Origin of the sequence: Lentzea sp. NBC_00516, assembly GCF_036346835.1 — a bacterium.
GTDB lineage: Bacteria > Actinomycetota > Actinomycetes > Mycobacteriales > Pseudonocardiaceae > Lentzea > Lentzea sokolovensis.
In genome coordinates, this window is the sequence record NZ_CP107840.1 from 4,472,502 (window position 1) to 4,495,737 (window position 23,236).

The 23,236-nt window shown below is 68.2% G+C and carries 18 protein-coding genes; 6 read left to right on the plus strand and 12 right to left on the minus strand.

The genetic code is table 11. From position 1 onward, the window contains the following. Positions 1-71 precede the first annotated feature (71 nt). The gene (locus OG205_RS19360) at positions 72-1,286 is read right to left on the minus strand and encodes a cytochrome P450 (protein ID WP_330277631.1); all 1,215 of its coding nucleotides are present in this window, start codon (positions 1,284-1,286) and stop codon (positions 72-74) included. 14 nt (positions 1,287-1,300) lie between these two features. Beyond that, positions 1,301-2,620 (minus strand): crotonyl-CoA carboxylase/reductase, encoded by a 1,320-nt coding sequence (gene ccrA, locus OG205_RS19365; RefSeq protein ID WP_330277632.1) that lies wholly within the window; start codon positions 2,618-2,620, stop codon positions 1,301-1,303. A 101-nt stretch (positions 2,621-2,721) separates the two neighbouring features. On the opposite strand from ccrA, the gene OG205_RS19370 reads away from it, so the two are divergent. Together OG205_RS19370 and OG205_RS19375 are read left to right on the plus strand one after the other, a co-directional pair. Further along, positions 2,722-4,449 carry an ABC transporter ATP-binding protein gene (locus tag OG205_RS19370; protein ID WP_330277633.1) on the plus strand — a complete coding sequence of 576 codons (1,728 nt, stop codon included), beginning with the start codon at positions 2,722-2,724 and terminating at the stop codon, positions 4,447-4,449. After that, complete coding sequence (locus OG205_RS19375; protein WP_330277634.1) at positions 4,446-6,332, plus strand: ABC transporter ATP-binding protein; 1,887 nt, start codon at positions 4,446-4,448, stop codon at positions 6,330-6,332. The genes OG205_RS19370 and OG205_RS19375 overlap by 4 nt, the downstream gene beginning before the upstream one ends. Positions 6,333-6,496: 164 nt before the next feature. On the opposite strand, the gene OG205_RS19380 is transcribed toward OG205_RS19375, so the two are convergent. Further along, the gene (locus OG205_RS19380) at positions 6,497-7,534 is read right to left on the minus strand and encodes a GDP-mannose 4,6-dehydratase (RefSeq protein WP_330277635.1); all 1,038 of its coding nucleotides are present in this window, start codon (positions 7,532-7,534) and stop codon (positions 6,497-6,499) included. 72 nt (positions 7,535-7,606) lie between these two features. Next, positions 7,607-8,335 carry a thioesterase II family protein gene (locus tag OG205_RS19385; protein ID WP_330277636.1) on the minus strand — a complete coding sequence of 243 codons (729 nt, stop codon included), beginning with the start codon at positions 8,333-8,335 and terminating at the stop codon, positions 7,607-7,609. A 61-nt stretch (positions 8,336-8,396) separates the two neighbouring features. Here OG205_RS19385 and ligD point away from each other — a divergent pair, with 61 nt between their 5' ends. Next, a complete protein-coding gene (gene ligD / locus OG205_RS19390) occupies positions 8,397-9,341 on the plus strand; it encodes a non-homologous end-joining DNA ligase (RefSeq protein WP_330277637.1) in 945 nt (314 codons plus the stop codon). Next, complete coding sequence (locus OG205_RS19395) at positions 9,331-10,263, plus strand: DNA polymerase domain-containing protein (RefSeq protein ID WP_330277638.1); 933 nt, start codon at positions 9,331-9,333, stop codon at positions 10,261-10,263. The genes ligD and OG205_RS19395 overlap by 11 nt, the downstream gene beginning before the upstream one ends. Here OG205_RS19395 and OG205_RS19400 read toward each other — a convergent pair. The 7 genes from OG205_RS19400 to OG205_RS19430 form a co-directional block, all read right to left on the minus strand. Then, on the minus strand, positions 10,242-12,803 hold the full coding sequence (locus OG205_RS19400; protein ID WP_330277639.1) for an effector-associated constant component EACC1: 2,562 nt from the start codon (positions 12,801-12,803) through the stop codon (positions 10,242-10,244). The genes OG205_RS19395 and OG205_RS19400 overlap by 22 nt on opposite strands. Positions 12,804-12,844: 41 nt before the next feature. Next, on the minus strand, positions 12,845-13,723 hold the full coding sequence (locus OG205_RS19405) for a hypothetical protein (protein WP_330277640.1): 879 nt from the start codon (positions 13,721-13,723) through the stop codon (positions 12,845-12,847). A gap of 71 nt (positions 13,724-13,794) precedes the next feature. Continuing rightward, positions 13,795-15,483 (minus strand): ABC transporter family substrate-binding protein, encoded by a 1,689-nt coding sequence (locus OG205_RS19410; RefSeq protein WP_330277641.1) that lies wholly within the window; start codon positions 15,481-15,483, stop codon positions 13,795-13,797. A gap of 86 nt (positions 15,484-15,569) precedes the next feature. Further along, positions 15,570-17,693 carry an ABC transporter ATP-binding protein gene (locus OG205_RS19415; protein WP_330277642.1) on the minus strand — a complete coding sequence of 708 codons (2,124 nt, stop codon included), beginning with the start codon at positions 17,691-17,693 and terminating at the stop codon, positions 15,570-15,572. After that, the gene (locus tag OG205_RS19420) at positions 17,693-18,670 is read right to left on the minus strand and encodes an ABC transporter permease (RefSeq protein ID WP_330277643.1); all 978 of its coding nucleotides are present in this window, start codon (positions 18,668-18,670) and stop codon (positions 17,693-17,695) included. Before OG205_RS19420 ends, OG205_RS19415 begins: the two co-directional genes overlap by 1 nt. Positions 18,671-18,686: 16 nt before the next feature. Further along, positions 18,687-19,664, minus strand: coding sequence for an ABC transporter permease (locus tag OG205_RS19425; protein ID WP_090068720.1), 978 nt, complete (start codon positions 19,662-19,664; stop codon positions 18,687-18,689). Positions 19,665-20,065: 401 nt separating this feature from the next. After that, positions 20,066-21,184 carry a cytochrome P450 gene (locus tag OG205_RS19430; RefSeq protein ID WP_330277644.1) on the minus strand — a complete coding sequence of 373 codons (1,119 nt, stop codon included), beginning with the start codon at positions 21,182-21,184 and terminating at the stop codon, positions 20,066-20,068. 63 nt (positions 21,185-21,247) lie between these two features. On the opposite strand from OG205_RS19430, the gene OG205_RS19435 reads away from it, so the two are divergent. Further along, a complete protein-coding gene (locus tag OG205_RS19435) occupies positions 21,248-21,691 on the plus strand; it encodes a MarR family winged helix-turn-helix transcriptional regulator (RefSeq protein WP_330277645.1) in 444 nt (147 codons plus the stop codon). On the opposite strand, the gene OG205_RS19440 is transcribed toward OG205_RS19435, so the two are convergent. Then, on the minus strand, positions 21,684-22,706 hold the full coding sequence (locus OG205_RS19440) for a hypothetical protein (protein ID WP_330277646.1): 1,023 nt from the start codon (positions 22,704-22,706) through the stop codon (positions 21,684-21,686). The genes OG205_RS19435 and OG205_RS19440 overlap by 8 nt on opposite strands. 18 nt (positions 22,707-22,724) lie before the next feature. Here OG205_RS19440 and OG205_RS19445 point away from each other — a divergent pair, with 18 nt between their 5' ends. Further along, positions 22,725-23,234, plus strand: coding sequence for a DUF6886 family protein (locus OG205_RS19445; RefSeq protein ID WP_330277647.1), 510 nt, complete (start codon positions 22,725-22,727; stop codon positions 23,232-23,234). The last annotated feature ends 2 nt before the right edge of the window (positions 23,235-23,236 follow it).

Here is a 23,236-nt window from a genome sequence, read left to right on the forward strand (position 1 = left end):
GCGCCTGGCATACCCCTAGAAACGGACAGGGGCACCCCTGCGGCGAGGGGTGCCCCTGAACGACGAAGCTCTTACCAGGTAACGGGAAGCTCCCGCAGCGAGTAGACGATGGCGCCGTCGCGGAACCGGAGTTCCTCCGCCGGCTTGGCCAACGCCAAAGTCGGGATGCGGGTGATCAGCGTCAGCAACGCCACCTGGAGTTCCACGCGGGACAGGAACTTCGCGATGCAGCTGTGGATGCCGTGCCCGAACGCCAGCGGCGTCGAGTCCTGGCGCGTGATGTCGAGCTTGTCGGCATCCGAGTACACGCTCTCGTCGCGGTCCGCGGACGAGAGCAGGGCGATGATCCCCTCCCCCGCCTTGATCGGCTGACCGGCGATCTCCAGGTCCACCCGGGCCACCCGGCCGACACCGCACTGCATCACGTTCTGATGCCGCAACAGTTCCTCGACGGCGCCGACCACGAGGTCCGGGCTCTCGCGCAGCTTCACGAGTTGCTCCGGGTGTTCCAGCAGCGTCAGGATGCTCAGCGCGATCGACGACGCGGTGGTGTCGTAGCCGGCCGACAGCAGCATCATGCCGATGACGACGGCCTCTTCGCGTTTCAGCTCGCCCGCGGCCATCTGGTTCACGACCAACCGGCCGAGCACGTCGTCGGTGGGCGATTTCTCCTTCTGTGCCACGAGCTTCGTCAGGTAGCCGAACAGGGCGCCGGCCGCGGCGTTGCGGTGGGCCTGTGACGACGTTGTCTCGACGAGGGTGTTGATCCAGCGGCCGAACGCGAGGCGGTCCTTGTAGGGGACGCCGAGCAGTTCGCACACGACGGTCAACGGGATCGGGCGCGCGAAATGCGTGACCAGGTCGACCGGCAGCGGGCCCTTCAGCAGCGCGTCGATCCGCTCATCCACCAGCTTCTGCACCGAGGGACGGACTTCCTCGGCCCGCTTCTTGGTGAACATCGACATGATCATGCGGCGGTACCGGGTGTGATCGGGCGGGTCGACGGTGACGAACGCGCCCGGCTGCGGATCGACCGGGAACAGGTAACGCGGATAGCCGGGGTTCATCACCTCGGCCGAGAACCGTTCTGTGTCAGCGAGAAGAGCGCGCACATCCGTGTACCTGGCCACGAGCCACGCCGTGTCGCCCGCCGGTGTCGTCACCTTCTGCACCGGCCTGTCGGCGCGCAACCGGGCGTACTCCGGCGGCAGGTCGAGCGGGTTCTGCGGATCACGGGCGAAGGGGAACGGGCACGCCGAAGCCGGCGCGATTACTTCTTCCGTCATAGCGGGAACCTTCACTAAGAGGAGCGGAATCGGTTGATCGCGTCGATGTTTCTGCCGCGCAGCTCGTGGTCCAGCACCCCGAGACCCTCGGACGGCGCCAGGCACAGCACTCCGACCTTGCCCTGGTGGGCGTTGCGGTGCACGTCGTGCGCGGCCTGCCCCGTCTCGTCGAGCGAGTACACCCTGGACAGTGTCGGGTGGATCTTTCCCTTGGCCACCAACCGGTTCGCCTCCCACGCCTCGCGGTAGTTCGCGAAGTGCGACGAGACGATGCTCTTCAGGTTCATCCACAGATAGCGGTTGTCGTACTGGTGCAGATATCCCGAGGTGGAGGCGCAGGTGACGATCTTGCCGCCCTTGCGCGCCACGAACACCGAAGCACCGAACGTCTCCCGGCCGGGGTGCTCGAACACGATGTCCGGGTCCTCGCCACCGGTCAGCTCACGGATACGCGCGCCGAACCGCTTCCACTCCCGCGGGTCCTGCTCGTGCTCGTTCTTCCAGAACCTGTAGCCCTCCGCCGAACGATCGATGATCAGCTCCGCGCCCATGGACCGGCAGATCTCCGCCTTGTCCGGCGAGGACACGACGCAGACAGGGGTCGCACCGCCGTTCAACGCGAACTGCGTGGCGTAGGAACCCAGACCGCCGGACGCACCCCAGATCAGCACCGTGTCGCCCTGCTTCATGTTGCCGCCGTTGACGGACACGAGCTGGCGGTACGCGGTGGAGTTGACCAGACCGGGCGAGGCGGCCTCCTCCCACGTCAGGTGCTCGGGCTTCGGCATCAGCTGGTTCGCCTTGACCAGCGCGAGATCGGCCAGGCCGCCGAAGTTCGTCTCGAAGCCCCAGATCCGCTGCTGCGGGTCCAGCATCGTGTCGTTGTGCCCGTCCGGGCGTTCCAACGGCACGTCCAGACAGTGCGCGACGACGCGGTCGCCCGGCTTCCACACGGAAACACCGGGTCCGACGCGCAGCACGACACCGGCGAGGTCGGAGCCCACGACGTGGTACGGCAGGTGGTGCTTGCCGCCCAAGCGACGAAGGAACCCGAACGTCGACACGGGTTCGAAGATCGACGTCCACACGGTGTTGTAGTTGATCGCGGACGCCATCACGGCGACCAACGCCTCACCGGGCGCCAGCTCGGGTGTCGCGACGTCGCGGATCTTCAGCGACCGCCGCGGGTCCTTCTCCCAGGTCGGGAGGCCCGCGAACATGTCGGCGTCGCTCTCCTCGACCACCACTGCGCGATAGCTCTCCGGCACCGGGAGCGCCTCGAAGTCCCGCGCCACCGCGTCGTCAGATTCGATGGCGCTCAGGATTTCGCTCATGCACCTCAAGGTAGGAGGACCGGCCCTAGGGAATGCCCGAGAGAAACGAGCCCTGCAAGTCTAGGGATTGCCGGTGCGTCCGCTGAGGTGTGCTGGGTCGTGTGCTCGCCCGATTCCTGAACCACCACCTCCGGCCGTACCGGGGAACACTCGTGCTCCTGGTGGTGCTCCAGCTGGTCCAGACCGCCGCGACCCTGCTGCTGCCCACGCTCAACGCGCAGATCATCGACAACGGCGTGCTCCTCGGCGACGCCGGCTACATCTGGGGCACCGGCCTCACGATGCTCGGGGTCGCGGCGGTGCAGATCCTCACCGCGAGCGGCGCGATGCTGCTCAGTTCCCGCATGTCCGCCGGCCTCGGCCGGGACCTGCGCGACAAGGTGTTCCGCAAGGTCATGACCCTGTCGGCGCGGGAGGTCGACCAGATCGGCGCGCCGTCGCTGATCACCAGGACCGTCAACGACGTCGGGCAGGTCCAGAGCATCGTGCTCACGACCGCCGACGTCGCCGTGTCGGCGATCATCATGTGCGTCGGCGGTGTCGCTCTGGCTCTGGTGCAGGACGTTCCGGTGTCGATGATCCTGATAGCGCTGGTCGTCATCGTGATCGCCGGTCTGACGTTGATGCTCAAGCGGCTGTCGCCGTTCTACAAGGCCATGCAGAGCTATCTCGACCGCATCAACCACCTGCTGCGCGAGCAGATCATCGGTGTTCGGGTGATCCGCGCGTTCGTCCGTGACCAGCACGAACGCGGCCGGTTCGACGCCACCAACGGTGACCTGTACGGAACATCGCGACGGGTCGGGCGGATCATGGCGACGATGCCGGTGATGGTCATGACCGTGATGAACGTGCTGACGATCGGCATCATCTGGTTGTCCGGTCATCGCATCGACGACGGGACCATGCAGCTCGGCGCGCTGCTCGCGTTGCTGTCCTATGTCACGTTGATCATCATCGCGATCATCATGGCGATGCTCGTGTTCACCGAGGCCCCGCGCGCCGCCGTGTCCGCGAACCGCGTGAACGAGGTCCTGCTGGCCGAGTCGAGCATCGCCAGGCCGAAAACACCCATCACGGAGATGGCCACGCGCGGGCATCTGGAACTGCGCGCCGCCACGTTCGGCTACCCCGGCGCGGAGAAGCCTGTGCTGCGGGACGTCAGCCTCACCGCCCGGCCGGGCGAGACGGTCGCGATCCTCGGCAGCACCGGTAGCGGCAAGTCGACGCTGTTGTCGCTGGCACTGCGGCTCTACGACGTCACCGGCGGCCAGGTGATGGTCAACGACACCGACATCCGCGACCTCGATCCGCTGACGCTGCACCGGATCGTCGGGTACGTGCCGCAGAAGGCCCACCTGTTCAGCGGCACCATCGCGTCCAACCTCCGGTACGGCAAGGAGGACGCGACCGACGAGGAACTGTGGCACGCGCTGGAGATCGCGCAGGCCGCCGAGTTCGTCCGGCCGCTCGGGCTCGACGCGCCGATCTCGCAGGGCGGCTCGACCGTCTCCGGTGGACAGAGGCAGCGCCTCGCCATCGCACGCGCATTGGTGCGGCGGCCCGAGATCTACCTGCTCGACGACTGCTTCTCCGCACTCGACCTCGGTACCGAGGCACGGCTGCGCGACGCCCTCGACCGTGAGCTCCACGACGCGACGATTCTGCTGGTCACCCAGCGGATCAGCACGGTCGAGGCGGCGTCGCGGGTCATCGTGCTGGAGGACGGCCAGGTCGTCGGCTCCGGCACGCACGCCGAGCTGATCGGCACCAACCAGACCTACCGGGAGATCGCTCTCTCCCAGCCAGTCGGAGGGACCGTCCGATGACCCTGCTCGCCGATCCCGAAGTCCGGTCCGAGATCGCGGAACCGAAGAAACCCAGCACCACCCGGCGACTGTTCGCGCGGCTGGTGCCGTACCGGGGCAAGCTCGTGATCATCGGACTGCTCGCGGTCGTGACGATCGGGCTCAACCTGCTCGGCCCGATCCTGCTCGGCCGCGCCACCGACCTCATCTTCACCGGCCTCGTCAGCCGCGGCCTGCCCGCGGGCGCCACCGAGGAACAGGTCCTCGCCCAGCTGCGGGCCGAGGGCAAGGACACCCTCGCGAACGTCATCAGCACCGTCGACTTCGTGCCCGGCCAGGGCGTCGACTTCGACACGCTCGGCAAGTTGCTGCTGCTGATCCTCGGCCTGTACCTCATCGGGTCGGTGTCGATGCTGATGCAGGGCCGGGTCGTCAACACCATCGTGCAACACGCGGTCTTCAAGCTGCGCGAGGAGATCGACGCGAAGCTCACCCGGCTCCCGTTGGCCTACTTCGACCGCAACCCGCGCGGCGAGATCCTCTCCCGCGTCTCCAACGACGTCGACAACCTGCAACGGACCGTGCAGCTGTCGATCGGGCAGATGCTCACGTCGGTCATCTCGGTGTTCGGCGTGCTGGCGATCATGCTGGTGATCTCCGTGCAGCTCGCCGTGCTGGTGCTGATCTGCGTGCCGATCGCGCTGGCGCTGGCCGCGTGGATCTCCAAGCGCGCCATGCCGAAGTTCGCCGAGCAGTGGCAGTCGACGGGAGCCTTGAACGCGCACGTCGAGGAGATGTACAGCGGCCACGCGCTGATCACCGCGTTCGGCCGCCAGGAGCAGGCCGCGCGGGAGTTCGCCGGGCGCAACGACACGATGTACCGATCATCGTTCAGCGCGCAGGCCATCTCCGGGCTGATCGGGCCCGCGACCCGGTTCATCACCGACCTCAACTACGTGCTGGTCGCCGTCGTCGGCGCGCTGCGGGTCGCGTCGGGCTCGGTGTCGATCGGTGATGTGCAGGCGTTCATCCAGTACTCCGGCATGTTCTCGCGGCCGATCATCGACGTCGCGAACTTCTCCGGCCAGCTGCAGTCCGGCATCGCCTCGGCCGAGCGGGTGTTCGAGCTGCTGGACGAGCCGGAGCAGTCACCGGCGCCCGCCAGGCCCGCGACCGTCTCGCCAGTGCGCGGGCACGTCGAGTTCTCCCGCGTCTCCTTCCGCTACACGCCCGACAAGCCGTTGATCGACGATCTGTCGCTGTCCGCGGCGCCCGGCAGGCTCGTCGCCATCGTCGGGCCGACCGGCGCCGGCAAGACGACGCTCGGCAACCTGCTGCTGCGGTTCTACGAGCTCGACGGCGGCCGGATCCTGCTGGACGGCACGGACATCACGTCGCTGACCCGCGAGGAGCTCCGCTCGGCCATCGGGCTGGTCTCGCAGGACACGTGGCTGTTCGAGGGCACGATCGCCGAGAACATCGCCTACGGACGTCCGGGGGCGACGCGCGACGAGGTCATCGAGGCCGCGAAGGCCATGTGCGTGGACCGGTTCGTGCGGTCGCTGCCCGACGGCTACGACACGGTCCTCGACGAGGAGCACGGCGGGTTGTCCGCGGGCGAACGGCAGCTGATCACGCTGGCGCGCGCGTTCCTCGCCCAGCCCGCGATCCTGCTTCTGGACGAGGCCACGTCGTCCATCGACACCCGCACGGAAGTCCTGATCCAGCAGGCGATGACGTCGCTGCGGGCGGGACGGACGAGCTTCGTGATCGCGCACCGGTTGTCCACGATCCGGGGCGCCGACCTGATCGTCGTGATGGACCAGGGCGCCGTGGTGGAACGCGGCACGCACGAGGAACTGATGGCCGCCAGGGGCTTCTACGCCCGGCTGTACTCGGCCTAGGACCAACGGGATCTCCAGTTCGGCGCGCTCCGCTTCGGTCGGGGCGCGCCGTCCCGTTCCCTCGGCGGGCAGCTCCCGCACAGCGTCACGCAGCTTCATCCAGGACAGCGAAAAAAGATCCACAGCCGCGAACTACAGCGGCTGTGGATCCCGGGAGGGTGGATCTACCAGCTGGCGGCGGCCAGCAGTTCGCCGTACTGGTGCTCGGTGGCGACGTGCTTGAGGTCGGCCTCCACCATCATCTTCATCAGCGCCGAGAAGTCGACCTCGGGCTTCCAGCCGAGCTCGCCGCGCACGCGGGTGGTGTCGGCGCACAGGATCTCGACCTCGGCCGGGCGGACCAGCACCGGGTCGATGTAGACGTAGTCCTCCCAGTTGAGGCCGACGTGCTCGAACGCGAGGCGCACGGCGTCGCGCACCGAGTGCATCTCGCCGGTGCCGACGACGTAGTCCGTGGGCTCCTCCTGCTGCAGCATCATGTGCATCGCGCGGACGTAGTCACCCGCGAAACCCCAGTCGCGCAACGCGTCCAGGTTGCCCAGCGCCAGCTTGTCCTGCAGGCCCTGCGCGATCTTCGCGACGCCGAGGGAGATCTTGCGGGTCACGAACTCCGCGCCGCGGCGTGGCGACTCGTGGTTGAACAGGATGCCGCCGACCGCGTACATGCCGAACGACTCGCGGTAGTTGCGCGTGATGAAGTGCCCGTAGGCCTTCGCCACGCCGTAGGGACTGCGGGGGTGGAAGATCGTGGTCTCGCGCTGCGGCGTCTCGGCGGCCTTGCCGTACATCTCCGACGACGACGCCTGGTAGAAGCGGATGTTCTTGGCGGAGGCGCCGTTGTGGCGGCTGCTGGACAGGCCCGAGACGATGCGGATCGCCTCCAGCACGCGCAGCACGCCCATGGCGTTGACCTCGGTGACGAGCTCGGCCTGCTGCCACGACATCGGCACGAACGAGATGGCGCCCAGGTTGTAGACCTCGTCCGGCTGCACCAGGTCCACAGCGGACACCAGCGAGGCCTGGTCCATCAGGTCACCGTCCACGAAGGACAGTTCCGACATGAGCCGCGACACCCGCATCTTGTGCGGGTTCGCCTGTCCCCTGACGAGTCCCCACACGTCGTAGCCCTGCTTGAGCAGGTGCTCCGCGAGGTACGACCCGTCCTGACCGGTGATCCCGGTGATCAGTGCCCGCTTGGCCATCCCGTTTCCTCTCATCGCCTTACCGCGTGGTCCGACACGGGACGGACCTGAATCCCTTGCAAAATTAGGGGTTCAGGCACTAGGGGATTCGCCGGAAACGAAGTCCACGAGCGCGCTTCTGTTGTCGGACAGAAAGAAGTGGCCGCCGGGGAACACCTTGAGCGTGAAATCACCGGTCGTGCGCTCACGCCACCGCCCCACCTCGTCCACCGACGCCTTCGGGTCGGCGTCGCCGGTCAGCGCCGTGAGCGGGCACCGCAGCGCCGGGCCCTGCCGGTAGCGGTAGGTCTCGGCGGCCCGGTAGTCGGCGCGGATCGCCGGCAGCACCATCCGCACCAGTTCTTCGTCGTCGAACACCCGTGCGTTCGTGCCCGCGAGCTTGCGGACCTCGGCGATCAGGCCGGCGTCGTCGCGCTGGTGCACGCGGTCGTCACGGACGAGCTGCGGCGCGCGGCGGCCGGAGACGAACAGGTGGTCCGGTTCGTGCCGCAGCGCCACCTCGAACGCGATCATCGCGCCCATGCTGTGCCCGAACAGGTGCAGCGGGCGATCACGGGTCAGCAGGGGCGCGATCTGGCCGGCCAGTGTGCGGATGTCGTCGATCAATGGCTCTGACCTGCGGTCCTGCCGTCCCGGGTACTGGACCGCGACCAGTTCGGCCCGTCCTTCGAAGTGCCGCGCGAACGGCTGGTACCAGCTCGCCGAGCCGCCCGCGTGCGGGAAGCACACCAGCCGAGGTGCGTCAGGAGGCGCCTCGGAGAGTCGCCGGAACCAGAGATCGGTGTCGAGTGTGGAGGCCACGGCGTCGATGCAAGCACCGTTTGCACTGAGGAAACGCCTCGGAAGAGTTAGGTTGGACGGCATGGGCAAGTCCCCGGCTGTGGAGCTCGAGGTGGAGGACCGCGTCGTGCGGATCTCCAACCCCGACCGCGTCTACTTTCCCGCGCGCGGCGAGACGAAACTGGATCTCGCGAACTACTACCTGTCCGTCGGCGACGGAATCGTCCGCGCGCTGCGGGAACGGCCGTGCATGCTGCACCGGTTCCCCGAGGGCGTCATGGGCGAGAAAGTGCACCAGAAAAGGCTTCCGAACGGCGCGCCACCGTGGGTGCGGACCGTGCGGGTGCATTTTCCGCGCTACAACCGGCACGCCGACGAACTGTGCGTCACGCACCTCGCGGACGTGATCTGGGCGGTGCAGATGTCCACAGTGGAGTTCCACCCGTGGAACTCGCGCGCCGCGGACACCGAGAAGCCCGACGAGTGGCGCATCGACCTCGACCCCGGCCCGACGTGCACGTTCGACCGCGTGCGGCGGGTGGCGCTGGTGGTGCAGGAGGTCCTCGCCGACCTGGGCGCGACGGGGTTCCCGAAGACGTCCGGGTCGAAAGGCCTGCACATCTACGTGCGGATCAAGCCCGACTTCGGGTTCCAGGACGTACGAAAGGCGGCTTTGGCGTTCGCGCACGAGGTCGAACGACGCGCGCCCGACGACGTCGAGACGACGTGGTGGCGCAAGGACCGCGACCCGTCGCTGGTGTTCGTGGACTACAACCAGAACACGCGTGACCGGACGATCGCCAGCGCCTACTCGGTGCGCGGCTATCCGGAGGCGACGGTGTCGACGCCGATCCGCTGGGACGAGATCCCGGACGTCGACCCGCACGACTTCACCATCGCCACCGTGCCGAAGCGCTATGCCGAACTGGGCGACCTGCACGCCGGGATCGACGACGCAGTGTGGTCGATCGAACCGCTGCTGGAGTGGGCCGCCCGTGACGAACTCGAGGTTCCTGATGAGCAGTAGCCCGCTGAAGTTCTCGTCGCTCGACCAGCCGTTGTTCGGCGGGCTGCTCAAGGGCGACCTGGTGGAGTACCTGGACTTCGTGGCGGACAGGTTCGTGCCGGTGCTGGCCGGGAGGCAGCTGTCGGTGTGGCGGATCCTGCGCGGCCAGGACCCGTTCATGCAGAAGAACGTCCCCAAGTACACGCCTTCGTACGTGAAGACCGTCGAGGTCTGGGCGGAGGCGTCGCACCGCAAGATCAAGTACGCGATCTGCGACGACGAGCAGACGCTCATGTGGTTCGCGAACCAGCGCGCGGTCGAGTACCACGTGCCGCTGTACCTCGGTGACCACTTCGGCGAGGACCACCACCAGACCCACATGGTGCTCGACATCGATCCGCCGGAGGGCGCCGGTTTCGACGTCGTGGTCGGTTCGGCGTTGCTGATTCGCGAGGCGCTGGTCGAGGCCGGTCTGGAAAGCATCGTGAAGACGAGTGGCGCCAAGGGCGTGCACATCTTCGTGCCGTTGGAGGAGCACTCCCCCGACGACGTGGCCGCGGCGACGCGCGCGGTGGCGGTGCGGGCGGAGAAGCTCGACCCCTCGCTGGCGACCACCGCGTACATCCGGGCCGAGCGGGGCGGGAAGGTGTTCCTCGACTCGACGCGCGCCTGGGGTGCCACGGTCGTCGCCGCCTACAGCCCCCGGCTGCGCGAGGGCCTGCCTATCTCGTTCCCCGTGCCATGGGAGTCGTTGAAGGACGTCACCCCGGCCGACTTCACGATCAAGACCCGGTTCGAGGGCGACCCGTGGGCGTCGCTGATGCCGAAGCCGCAACGCCTGCCCGACGACCTGGTCGCCGAAGGGCACACCATCCCGGTCGCCCGCGTCGTCGCGATGCACGAGGGCAAGCGGCGCAAGGCTCAGCGGGAGCGCGAGAAGTAGGCGACGACCGCGGCCGCGAGTGGCAACGTCACGTGGGCGACGCTGGTGAACGACGGCTCGTTGGCGGACACGTAGTCGTTGGCGCGCACCAGCAGTCCGGCCGCGATGGCGACATAGGCGGCCAGTCTCGCCGGGCCGGTGGTCAGGGCGGCGACCAGCGGGATCACGACCAGGCCCGCCAGGCTCGCGTGCGTGACGAATGACGGGACGTCCGCCGACAGCATCAGAACCGCGTCCAGCAGCAACAGGGCCGGGGCGACCGCACCAGGCCACCACCGCTCCCGCCAGACGCGGTAGGCCGCGAGGCAGACGAGGGCGGCCGCTACCGCGAACAGCGTCAGCTCCTCACCGTCGTCGTTGATCGGCGTCAGGTCGTGGGCCGCGTACGCGATCAGGTAGACGCCCACCGCACCCAGCGCGCCTCCTGCCGCCGCCAGCCACCACGGGGTCGTCGTGCACGCGACGGCCAGGGCCGTGGCCGCCAGCGCCAACGGGATCCAGGTGAGCGTGGTGTCGCCGCCGATGAACAGGCCCGTCGTGCCGGCCAGCAGGCCCAGCGCGGCACCCGGCACCCACGGGTGGTCGCGGCAGGTGATCACGAACAGCGCCGCCACCAGGGCCCACGGCCAGGCCGCGGCGAACACGAAGGTGTTGGGGCCGGCGTCGAGGCCCCTGAGGATGCCGCCGGGGATCTCCATCAGGCCTACGAGCAGGAGCGCCAGGGCCAGGCCCGCGGCCAGGCGGGGCAGGACGGTCGTGACGGTGGCTCGGGAGAAGGGCTTGGAGTCGGCGGCTGCGGAGTCGCCAGTCGCGGCGGTGTCCGCCGCGGAATCGGCTGCTGTGGTGTCCGGTGTCCGCCGGGGAATCGAGGTGGAGGCGGACGAGCCCGAGCCGGACGCGGTGAGCAAGGTCCGCTTCGGCCTTTTCGGAATCGATTCCGCCTCGTCGACCCCCGGGGAGGCCGAATCCCCCACTCCCATCGTCTCAGGAGGCACCGACAGTTTTCGCGCGGTGAGGTCGTCCCTGGTCGGCAGCTTCGACGTCGGCGCGGGTGCGGTGGTCGCCGTTGGCGCGGTGGTCGGCAAGGGCGTGGGGGTCGGCACGGCAGCGGTGGTCGACACGGGCCGGGGAGTCGACGCGGCGGCTGCGGCCGGCACGTGCTCGGTGGCCGGCCCGCGTGTGGTGGCCTGCGTGGGTGCGGCGGTCGACGAGGGCGGGATGACCGGCGTGGGCTTCTCTCCCAGCGCCTCGCGGGCCGCCGACGCCACCATGCGGCTGTCGTCCTCCAGCAGCCCCCGCAACGCGAGCCGGGCCGCCAGCACCCGTCCCTCGTGCGCGACCGACAGCATGCGGCGCAGTTCCGGGATCGCGCCGGCCCGCACGCCCGGCAGCGAGTGGTCGATCGCGTCGCGCAGTTCGGCGGGCAGGGCGGCCGGCACCGTGACCGGGCGGGCGCGGCGGGCTATGCGCAGGTCGCCTCGCACGTCGAGCATCCACTTGCCGGGCGTCTGGTGCGGGGTGACTCGGCGGACGCGGTCGTAGACGTACTCGTAGAGTTCGTCGAGGCCCACGTGGCCGTCCTGGTCGCGGTCGGCGTCGCCCGATTCCAGGCCCTCCACCAGTGCCGAGGTGAAGACCGAGGGTTCGCCCTCGGACGAGTCCGCGACCGCGGCGCCCTCGAAGGCGTACTCCATCGCCGACGAGGCCGTGATGACGGCGCGGCCGCTGCCGCCGAACTGTTCTTCCAGGCCGATGGTGCCGCCCGCGCGGGCGACCATGCCCCGGCCGAACGCCCCGGAGTAGCAGCAGTCCAGCAGCAGCACGATGCGGCGGGAGCGGGAGCGGTTCATGCGGCGGGCCACGAAGTCCGCGCCCACGGCGGTGCCCGCGAGGCGGGAGAGTTTGGTGCTCGACGTGGCGAAGTGGAGTTCGCCCGCCTCGTCCTTGACGCCGTGGCCGGAGAAGTGGAGCACCAGGAGGTCGTCGGGCTCGCGGTCGGCGAAGAAGTCCTCGACGGCCTCGTTCACCTCGGCGGCCGGCGAGTTGATCAGGGTGCGCACGTGGAACCCGCCGATGCGCGGGTTCGCCAGCACCTCGCCCAGGCGTGCGGCGTCGTGGGCGGGGGCGCGCAACGACGACAGGCCGGGGTCGGCGAACTCGTGGCTCGCGATGATCAGGGCGTAGCGGTGGAGATGTCTGCCGAGCCACGCGGACCGCTCCGCCAGTTCCGCCTTCGTCGGCGCGCCGGTGAGTTCCAGGGCCTCGCCGTCGGCCTCGACCGTCACGGAACGCCCGCGCCGCTGGCCCAGCCACGACGACACGGCGGTGATCAGCGCGGCCAGGACCGTGGACTGGGAGATCGTGGTCAGCAGCGTGCCGAGCTCGGCCACGTCGAGGGCCTTGGCGCCTTCGGGAGCCTCGCCGGGAACACCGGACAGAGGGACTAGTTCGCTCAGCTCGGACCGCAGGAAGACGGTCAGCTGCTCGATGCGTTCGTCGTCGGCCCCGTCCTCGTGGACGCGCAGTCTGACGTCAGTCATAGCGGCCTCCTACCGGAAGGTCGCTCACCGAGCACAAAGCATTACGAAGGGTCGGAACCCCGGAAAGCGCCCCACCACAGACCGAGCACCCCGGCGATCACCGTGGCCGTGATCCAGCCGGTGAACCCGCTGCCGTCCAGGTAGGCCCAGAACAGGCCGACGACCGGCGCGGGCACCATGAACACCGCGTCGGCCCGCAACTGCGCGGCCAGGCCACGGGGTGCGCGCGTCTCCGGATCGGGCCGCACGGGGTTGTCGAGACGGCGGCCGCGCGGGTGCTTGGTCACCGGGCGCCCGGACGGGTAGAGGGTCACGCCGTCGATGACGGCGACCCGCCCGCCGCGCAGCTCGACGGAGGCCGGCGACGGCAGCGTCACGAGCACGGGGTCGTAGTAGACGGGCAGCCAGCGCTCGACCGGGCCATCGATCTCCAGCCACGACCGCACCATCAGCCCCGACTGCAGCCGGATCCGCCGCACGGACACGGTCACCGCCGCAGAACGTGCTGTCCGCACCGCGAGCAGCACCTTCACCGCACCGACGAAGACCACCAGCAGCGCCACCGCGACGGAGAACGTCACGCCGCCCAGCGCCCGGTCGATCTCCAGGAACAGGTCCGAGCCCGGGATCACCGCACGGGACGGGTCTGCGGGGTCGAACGCCACCTGGGTCTGCTTCCCGACGATCCGGGCGCCGTTCTCGTACGCGACGCGGGCGGTCCCGGACGGCGACCGAACCTCGACCGCACCGTCCGAAAAGGACACCACGGAACCCGTGTCACGGGACGTCAGCGACGCCAGCACCGCGCGATCGTCCGAATAGGACAGCCACGAGAACAACGCGACCACGAAACACACGACCAGCACGACCGCCGTGGCGAAGAGGCCATGACGCAGCGCACGAACCCGGGAACGCAGCAAGACGAGCTCCAAACAGAAAGAAACGGCCCGGCGGAAAGACCCGCCGGGCCGTTCGACAGCCAACTACATCATCACTCGGTGAAGCCCATGTGGATGTAGTCGTACGGACGGTTCGCGTACGCGACGGCACCGAAGTTGGCGACGTTGCTCTTCACCGCGACCGCGCCGGGCAGCTGGTACAGCGGCAGCTGGGCGCCCAGCTCCCAGATCTTCTTGTCGGCCTCGTTGGCCAGCTCCAGGCGCTTGGTGTCGTCGAGCTCACCGTTGGCCTGCTCCAGCAGCTTGTTGACCTCTTCGGAACCGATGCGGCCGTAGTTCTGGTTGGTGCTGGCCGGGTCCAGGGAGTAGATGCCCTTGCTGTCCGAGATCGGCGTGGCCGAGGCCAGCCAGCGGAAGCCGGTCATGTCGAAGTTGCCGACGTTCACGAACTGCTTGAAGAAGTCGGTCGACGGCACGGCCTGGATGTCGACCTTGGCGCCGACCTCCTTGAGCTGCGACTGCGTGAGCTTCGCGATCTGGTCCGAGATCGGGTTCGGAGTCGGGATGATGTAGCGGATCACCAGCTCCTTGCCGTCCTTCTTGCGCGTCTCGCCCTCGAGCTTCCAGCCCAGGTCGTCGAGCTGCTTCTTCGCGGCTTCCTTGTCGAACGCGGCGACGGCCGAGTTGTCCTTGTAACCGGCGGAACCCAGCAGGAAGAAGTGGTTACCGGTGACCTGAGCGTCACCCTTCAGCATCTGACCGAGCAGCGCCTTGGAGATGACCTTGGTGTCGATGCCCTTCATCAGGGCGACGCGGAGCTTCGGGTCCTTGAGGATCGAGGAGTCCGCACCGTTGAACGTGATGTGCGAGTAGTCCGGCGTGATCGCCTGGCGGATCGTCACACCCTGCATCGACTTCGCGCGGGTGAAGTTGTCGACGCTCGAACCGATGTCGAAGAAGTCGATCTGGCCGTTGGCGAGCGCGTCCGCGAGCGCGGGGCGGTCGACCTGACGGAACGTGAACTTCTCGAGCTTGGGCTTGTCGCCCCACCAGTTGCTGTCGCGCACGACCGTGACGGTCTTGGCGGTGCGGTCGATCGTGCCGATCTTGAACGGACCGGCGGTGATCTTCGGCTGGTCGGCCCAGCCCTTGTTGAACTCCTCGGCCGCGGAGGACATGGCCTTCGGGTAGAGGGGCGAGAACAGGCCCTTCCACTCGGCGAACTTCTTCTTGAAGGTCACCTTGACGTCCTGGTCGGACGCGCCCTTCTCGACCTTCTCGATGTCCTCGTACCCGGTGGTGCCGGCGACCTCGAAGGCCTTGTCGGTGCCGTTGAGGGACTTCCACATCGCCTCGAAGTCCTGCCAGGACAGCGCGGTGCCGTCCGACCACTTGGCCTTCGAGTTGATCTTGAACTCGAGGACCTGCGGGTCGGTGGAGGCGAGCTTCGCGTCGTCGAGGTAGTCCTTGTTGACGTCGATCGTGGCGTCGGCCTTCTGCTTGTACAGGTTCGGCATGACGGTGTCGATCATGCGACGACCGTCGGCGTTGGTGCCGTCGAGCTGGTTGTAGTTCCAGTTGTCCGGCAACTGGTCGACCGGCCAGCGGAACTCGCCGCCGTCCTTGACCTTGGCCGCGTCCTGCGGGTTGATGTCCGCTTGGCCGATCGCGTTGTCCGCGCCCTTGAGCCCGGAGTCGGTCTTGCTGGGCCCCCCACACGCGGTAAGCGTGAGGGCGACGACGGCCAGCGCGGTCACACCCACCTTGGTACGTCGACTCACTGTCGTGAACCTCCCTCGTGCCCGGACACCAGTTGCCGGGGACACTGTTCCTTCGTGCTCGCAGGGCTTCTGAGGCGACGGATGCATCAGAGCACCTGACGGATCTGGGCGAAGTGGCAGGCGGCCTCGTGGTCGGGGGCCTGGACTTCGCGCGGCGGTTCGACCTCGATGCACTTGCGCTGCTGCTCGGGCGGCAGCGAGGCGTGCAGGAAGCACCGCGTGCGGAACCGGCAGCCGGACGGCGGGTTCGCCGGGCTCGGCAGGTCGCCGGTGAGGATGATCCTCTCCCGCTGACGTTCCTTGACGGGGTCGGGAATCGGGATCGCCGACAGCAGAGCCTGCGTGTACGGGTGGCGCGGCGCCTCGAACACCGAGTCCACCTCGCCGATCTCGATGATCTTCCCGAGGTACATCACGGCCACCCGGTCCGCGATGTGGCGCACCACCGACAGGTCGTGTGCCACGAACAGGTAGGCCAGGCCCAGCTTGGACTTGAGCTCCTCCAGCAGGTTGATGACACCCGCCTGGATGGAGACGTCCAGCGCCGACACCGGCTCGTCGAGCACGACGAGCTTCGGTTCGAGCGCGAGCGCCCGCGCGATGCCGATGCGCTGACGCTGACCGCCGGAGAACTCACCGGGGTAGCGCGACAGCTGCTCGGGACGCAGGCCGACAAGCCGCATCAGTTCCGGAACGCGCCGGTTGATCTCGTCCTTGGTGTAGCCGTGGACCTGCATCGGCTCGGCGATGCAGTCGTTGATCGTCAGCCGCGGGTCGAGCGACGCCATCGGGTCCTGGAAGACGACCGACATGTCGCGGCGGATCGCGAAGCGGCGCTTGGTGTCCACTTCGGACGACTTCGTGCCGAGCACGGAGATCTCGCCGCCCATGGGCTTCTGGAGGTTGAGGATCTCCATCAGCGTCGTGGTCTTGCCACAGCCCGACTCGCCGACGAGACCCAGGGTCTCGCCCTCGCGGACGTCGAACGTGATGCCAGCGACCGCGTGCACGGTGCCGACGCGGCGCTTGAACACCACGCCCTTGTTGACCGGGTACTCCTTGACGAGGTTGTCGAGGCCCAGCACGACGTCGCGCTGCTCGCGCGGGATCTTCGCGACCTCGGGCTCACCCGCCACCTCGGCGCCGAAGATCTCGACCGCGGCCTCGGCGCCCTCGGCGTCGGTCGCGGCGATCTCGTTGGTGCGGATGCACGCGGCGCGGTGCTCGGCCGACCCGTCCACGTCCACGAGCGGAGGCTCGGAGGTGTGGCAGGCGTCGACGACCATCGGGCAGCGCGGCGCGAACGGGCAACCGTCCGGCAGGTCCGTGAGCGACGGCGGCTGGCCCTTGATCGGCACCAGCGCCTGCTTCTCGCTGACGTCGAGACGCGGGATCGAGCCGAGCAGGCCGAGCGTGTACGGCATGCGCGGCTGCTGGTAGATGTCGTCGACCAGGCCGGTCTCGACGGCGCGACCCGCGTACATGACCATCAGCCGGTCCGCGAACCCGGCGACGACGCCGAGGTCGTGGGTGATGATCACGATGCCCGCGCCGGTGACCTCCTGCGCGGTCTCCATCAGCTGCAGCACCTGCGCCTGCACCGTCACGTCGAGCGCGGTGGTCGGCTCGTCGGCGATGATCAGGTCGGGGTCGTTGGCGATCGCCATCGCGATCACCGCGCGCTGCCGCATGCCGCCGGAGAACTCGTGCGGGAACGCCTTGGCGCGCTCGACGGCGTTCGGGATGCCGACGAGGTCGAGCAGCTCGACCGCGCGCTTGGCGGCGGCGGCCTTGGACACCTTGCGGTGCACCAGGATCGCCTCGGCGATCTGGTCGCCCACGGTGAAGACGGGCGTCAGGGCGGACAGCGGGTCCTGGAACACCATCGAGATGCGGCGGCCGCGGATCCTCGACAGCTCGGCGTCGTTCTGGCCGATGAGCTCACGGCCCTGGAACTTGATGGAACCGGTGATGCGCGCCGAGGACGGCAGCAGGCCCATGACGGCGAGCGACGACACGGACTTGCCCGAACCGGACTCGCCGACGATGCCGAGGACCTCGCCGGGCGAGACGTGGTAGCTCAGGCCGCGCACGGCCCGCACGCGTCCGGACTCGCTGGGGAAGGACACGTGAAGGTCCTCGACCTGCAGAACCGGGCCGCTGGCGACCGGGTCGGCCGGAGTGTCGAACTGAAGCTCCGAGGTGGTCATCAGGCGGCCTTCTCCTTGGTGTCCTTCTTCTCCTTGCGGCGCACGCGCGTGGAGGTGGGGTCGAGCGCGTCACGAAGCCCGTCGCCGACCCAGTTCACCGCCAGCACGAACACGACGAGGAAGCCCGCCGGGAACAGGAACAGCCAGGGGAAGGTCGTCGCGGACTCGGCGTTGCCGCCGATCAGGGTGCCGAGCGAGACGTCGGGCGACTGGACGCCGAACCCGAAGTAGCTCAGGCCCGTCTCGGCGAGCACGGCGGAACCGACGTTGATGGTCGCGTCGATGATGAGCAGCGACGCCATGTTCGGCACGATGTGCTTCGCGATGATCTTGCGTGCCGGCTGGCCCATGAACTTGGCCGCCTTCACGAACTCGCGTTCCTTCAGCGTCAGCGTCATGCCGCGCACGATGCGGGCGGTGATCATCCACTGGAACGCCGCGAGCATCAGCACCAGCAGGAACCACGACTTGCCGCGGAACCAGGGGCTCAGGATCGCGATGATCAGGAACGACGGCAGCACCAGCAACAGGTCGACGACCCACATGAGCGTCTTGTCGGCGACACCGAGGAAGTAGCCGGCGGCCGCACCGACGATCGCGGCCACGGTGGTCGAGATCAGCGCCACGAGCAGGCCGATGATCAACGACTTCTGCAGTCCGCGCATCGTCAGCGCGAACATGTCGGTACCGATCTTGTCGGTGCCGAAGATGTGCTCGGAGTACGGGGGCTCCAGGAACGCGCTGTAGTCCTGGGTGTCGTAGGTCCACTTCGTCAGGAACGGGCCCACGAACGCCATCACGTACATGCCGAGGATGATCACCAGGCCGACCAGAGCCAGCTTGTTGCGCATGAATCGGATGAACACGAGCCTGCCGCGCGTCATCGCCTTGCCCGGTTCGGGCGCCGCGTCGACGGGGCCACCGGAGGCGGCGCCGGTGGTTCCGGCGGCGTCCCCCTCGTTGAGGATCACGGTCACGTCGTCGTCACCTTGCCTAGTTCACGCGGATTCGGGGGTCGAGCGCGGCGTACAGCACGTCGGCGAGCCAGCCGGAGAACAGCACGCACACCGCGACGAAGAGCGTCACCGTGGCGGTGATGTTCGTGTCCTGCGCCGAGATGCCGGTGACGAGCCAGTCACCCATGCCGAACCAGCCGAAGATCCGCTCGGTGAACGTGCCACCGACGACGAGCAGGCCGAAACCGAACGCGAACAGGGTCGCCATCGGGATCAGCGCGGTGCGCAGGCCGTGCTTGAACAGCGCCTTGCGGCGGGTCAGCCCCTTGGCCTGGGCGGTGCGCAGGAAGTCGCTGCCGAGCACGTCGAGCATCGACGAGCGCTGGTAGCGGCTGTAGTAGGCGATCTGGCCGAGCGCGATCGCGAGCGTCGGCACGATCAGGTGCTGCAGCCGGTCGCCGAGGTGCTCGAACCAGTTGCCCTGGAATCCGGGTGTCGTCTCACCGACGAAGATCAGCACGTTGGTGCCGATCGAGTCGTTGATCCCCTGAGCGCCCATCTTGAGCAGCGTGCCCAGCACGAACACCGGCGTGGACAGCAGTATGAAGCTGAACAGGGTCGCGAAGTAGTCGCTGAACTTGTACTGCCGGATCGCGCTCACCACACCGAGCAGCACGCCGAACAGGATGCCGATCGTGATGCCCAGCAGGAACAACCTCAAGCTCACGCCGATGCGCCTGCCGAGTTCGTCGGTGATCGGGCGATCGGTGATCGTGCGGCCGAAGTCGCCCTGCACCACCCCGCCCATCCACGTGACGAACCGCTGCGGGATCGGCTGGTCGAGGTGCAGGTCTCGTTTCTTCGCCTCGATCGACGCCGCCGGTGGCGGTGGGTTGCGTTGTTGCAGCACCCCGATCGGGTCAAAGGTGGCGGAGGCCAACGTGAACGCGAGGAACGTCGCCACAAGGGCGAGCACCACGTAGTTGACCAACCGCCGCAACAGAAATCCGGCCACCCGTGTTCAGTCCTCTCCCCGGTGGTTGCGACATCGGCACACTGGATTGCAGTGGACGAGTTGCAAGAGATTAACCGCCGATCTGGCGGACCGCTGCCCACCCCCACCATTACGCGGGGGCCCACTGACCGGGCCATAGTCACCCATGCGTGGAGGAAAGGTCGGCCGAACTGCCACATCAACAGTTGACTCTCGTCAATTGTGTGCCGAAGCGTGACCATTGTGCGGCCGGATCGCCGTATTCACCGTGAAGTTCTGTCTCACCACGGATGGATGTGACGCATCTGGGTGAATGCATTGACCAGAAGATGTGGGACAAGCAGCGCAATGTGATCAGAAACCGGGCATCACGCTGTGGAGCCTCTTGTAACTGCACGGTTACTGCATCGATAAGGAGCAGGTCAGGCCTCCGTCCAGCGGACGGGGAGCTGGACCACCCCGCCCACCAGCTGTTCCGTCCTCCTGCTCAGTGCGGAGAGGTCTCCCGCTAGGCCGAACGTCGTGAAGCGCGTCACAAGGGCTTCGAGGGTCTCGGTCAGTTCGACTCTGGCGAGCGGGGCGCCGACGCAGAACCGGAAGCCGTGCCCGAACGCCAGGTGCGGGTTGGGGACGCGCCTCCGGAACGCCGCCGGGTCGGGGAAGTGCCCCTCGTCACGGTGCGCCTGCTCGATGCCGAGGAGCACCAGGTCGCCTGCCGGGACGACGATCCCCTCGACCTCGATGTCCGCCATCGCGTACCGCGGCAGGCCGGAGTCCTCGGAGCGCGCCGACACCGGTGAGCGGTGCCGCAGGACCTCCTCGACGGCGGCGGGGACGGCTCCTGGCCGCTTGAGCTCGTCCCACTGGTCCGGGTTGAGGCTGAGCAGCAGCACGGCGCGGTCGATCGCGGAGACCGTGGTCTCGTGGCCCGCGAACAGCAGGCCAGCGCCGAGCTGCGCGATCTCCTGCTCACGGGCGTCCGGGTTCTGCCCGATCATGTGGCTGATGACGTCGTCCGCCGGGTCTTTCTTCTTCCGCGTGACCAGTTCGCTCATATAGGCCCAAAGATTTGCGAAACCCTTCATCGACCTCTGCTCGTCGTTGAGCGTGCTCATGGCCTCTGACCAGGTTCGGAACTCTTCGCGGTCTTCTGCCGGGACGCCCAGCAGTTCGCAGATCACCAGAACGGGCAGCGGGAACGACACCGCTTCGTGAAAGTCCGCGGGCTGATCCTGTTCCACCAGGTCGTCCAGCAGATCGTTGAGCAGATGACGCACGCGTGGGCGCATCGCCTCCATGTTCTTCGCGGAGAACGCCGGGGCGAGCATCCTGCGCATCCACGTGTGCTTCTCGTTCTCCTCCTCCGCGGTGGCTTTGTGCGGTTTGCCGAGGATGACCGACGTGGTGAACCTCGGCGCGTTGTCCGGGTCCACGTGGCCGCGACCGAGCCTTCGGTCGGCCAGCAGGGCCTTGACCTGGTCGTAGCCGGTGACGAGCCAGGCCTCGTCGCCTGCCGGGGTGGGTACGCGTTTGATCGCCATCGTTGCCCTTTCGATCCGTCGTATACGACGCGTCGTATGCAACGTACCTCTAGACTGCGTGCCATGGCCGAGGTTTTCGAGGATGCGGAATCGGTGATGGCGCACCTGCGCGCGTTGCGGCAGGACCTGCTGACGACATCGATCGAGCCGTCCGGGGACCAGGCCCGCAGCGGACTGACCGCGCCCCAGGTCGCGCTGATCAGGTCCCTGGTGGTGGAGGGGTCGGCGACGGTCACCGAACTGGCGCGGCGGCTGAGCCTGTCGCACTCCACGACGTCCGGGATCGTGGATCGGCTGCAGGCGCGCGGACTCGTGACGCGGGAGCCCGATCCGCACGACCGCCGGTACACGCGGATCGAGGTGACCGAGCCGGTGCGGGGCTACACGCGCGAGATCTCCGAAGGCCCGTACGGACGGCTCACCCGAGCGCTGGACGCGGCCTCCCCCGCGGAGCGCAAGGCCGTGCTGGACGGGCTGGAGACGTTGCGGGCCCTGCTTTCTAGGTGAGGCGCCACAACCGGCCGCCCGCGATCACGAACACCTGGTCGCCGACCTTCTCCGCCGCCACGACCTCGCCGGACGGACCCGCAGCCGGGCGTTCGTCCTTTTCGGACACCAGCTTCACCCCGCCGTGGTCCACCAGCAGCGTCGGCGTGCCGTTGACGTCGATCGGGGCCGCCAGGGTGTCGTCGTCGCCCACCGGGACGTCCGGGGTGGTCAGCTTCTTCCAGTCCGGGCCCGACCACCAGGCGAGCTTGCCCTGGGCGCGGCCGACGACGTGGCAGGTGCCGTTCCAGCAGCGGGCGGCCAGCGCGGCGTCGCCGTCCGGGAGGGTCGCGGTGGTCCAGGTGGTGCCGTCGAACCGCCAGACCGCGGCGCTCACCACGCCCTTCGCGATCTGCCAGCCGACGACGAGGGCGCCGTCGCCGTCCGGGGTGACGGCCAGCGGGAACCGGAGGAGTTCCTGCGAGCTCTCCAGCACGGTGCCGGCGGACGGCTGGCGGGTCCAGGTGTCGTCCGCGAACGTCCAGGCCGCGAGGTCGAGGCCCGCCTTGGCGCTCTGCCAGGTGCCGATGATCAGCGGGCCCGTCGCGGTGCGCACCGGCCCGATCAGCTCGCCCGCGCCGTAGCCGCCGAACGTGCTGAAGGCCTGCGGTTTCTCGTTGATGGCACGGGTGTCACCGGTCCAGGCGCTCCAGCGGACGTTGCCGTGCGCGCCACCTCGTTCCCCGCCGACGCCGGTGATCGTGGTGCCGTCGGACGTGATGCCGTACCAGTGTGCTTCCTTGCCGTACGGGGTCGCCGGGGTCAGCCTGGAGTTGCTCAGCACGCCGTCTTTGGTCCGTGTGACGAGTTCCGGGTGGTCGGACGGGCGGGTGCCGATGACCAGCATGTCGCCGTGCGTCGCCAACGCTTCGGGCGGAGCCGTGAGGTCGACAGCCGTGAAGCCGACCGTGTTGTCCGCACCGCCTGAAGAGCAGCCGGCGAGGACCAGCAAAACCGCGAGCGTCAACCTCCGCATGCGGGCCAGTATGACCACATGCGGCCCGCACACGGTCAGGTGTTGCACTTCTCCGAAGATCCTTCGATCACCCGGTTCGTCCCGCATCTGGCGGCGACGGCGCGGCAGCCCGGCGAGTACGTGTGGGCCGTGGACGCCGCGCGCTCCCCCGACTACTGGTTTCCCCGGCAGTGCCCGCGTGCCATGGCGTGGACGAGCGACGGCACGAGCAGGGTGCACGCGATCGAGTACGGGTGGCTGGAGCGGATGCGGACCGTGGAGCTGTACGCGTACCGGTTGCCCGCGAGCATGTTCCGGCCGTTCGGCGAGGACGGTGCCGGCGGTGCGCACGCCCACGTCGCGACCGAACCGGTGGTGCCGCTGGGTCCGGCCGAACGCGTCGGCGACCTGTTCGCGCTGCACGAGGAGGCGGGGATCGAACTGCGCGTGCTGGCCAACCTCTGGCCGTTCTGGGACGAGGTCACGGCGAGCGCGCTGGAGTTCAGCGGCATCCGCCTGCGCAACGCCCTGCCTCGTTCAATGGAATGATC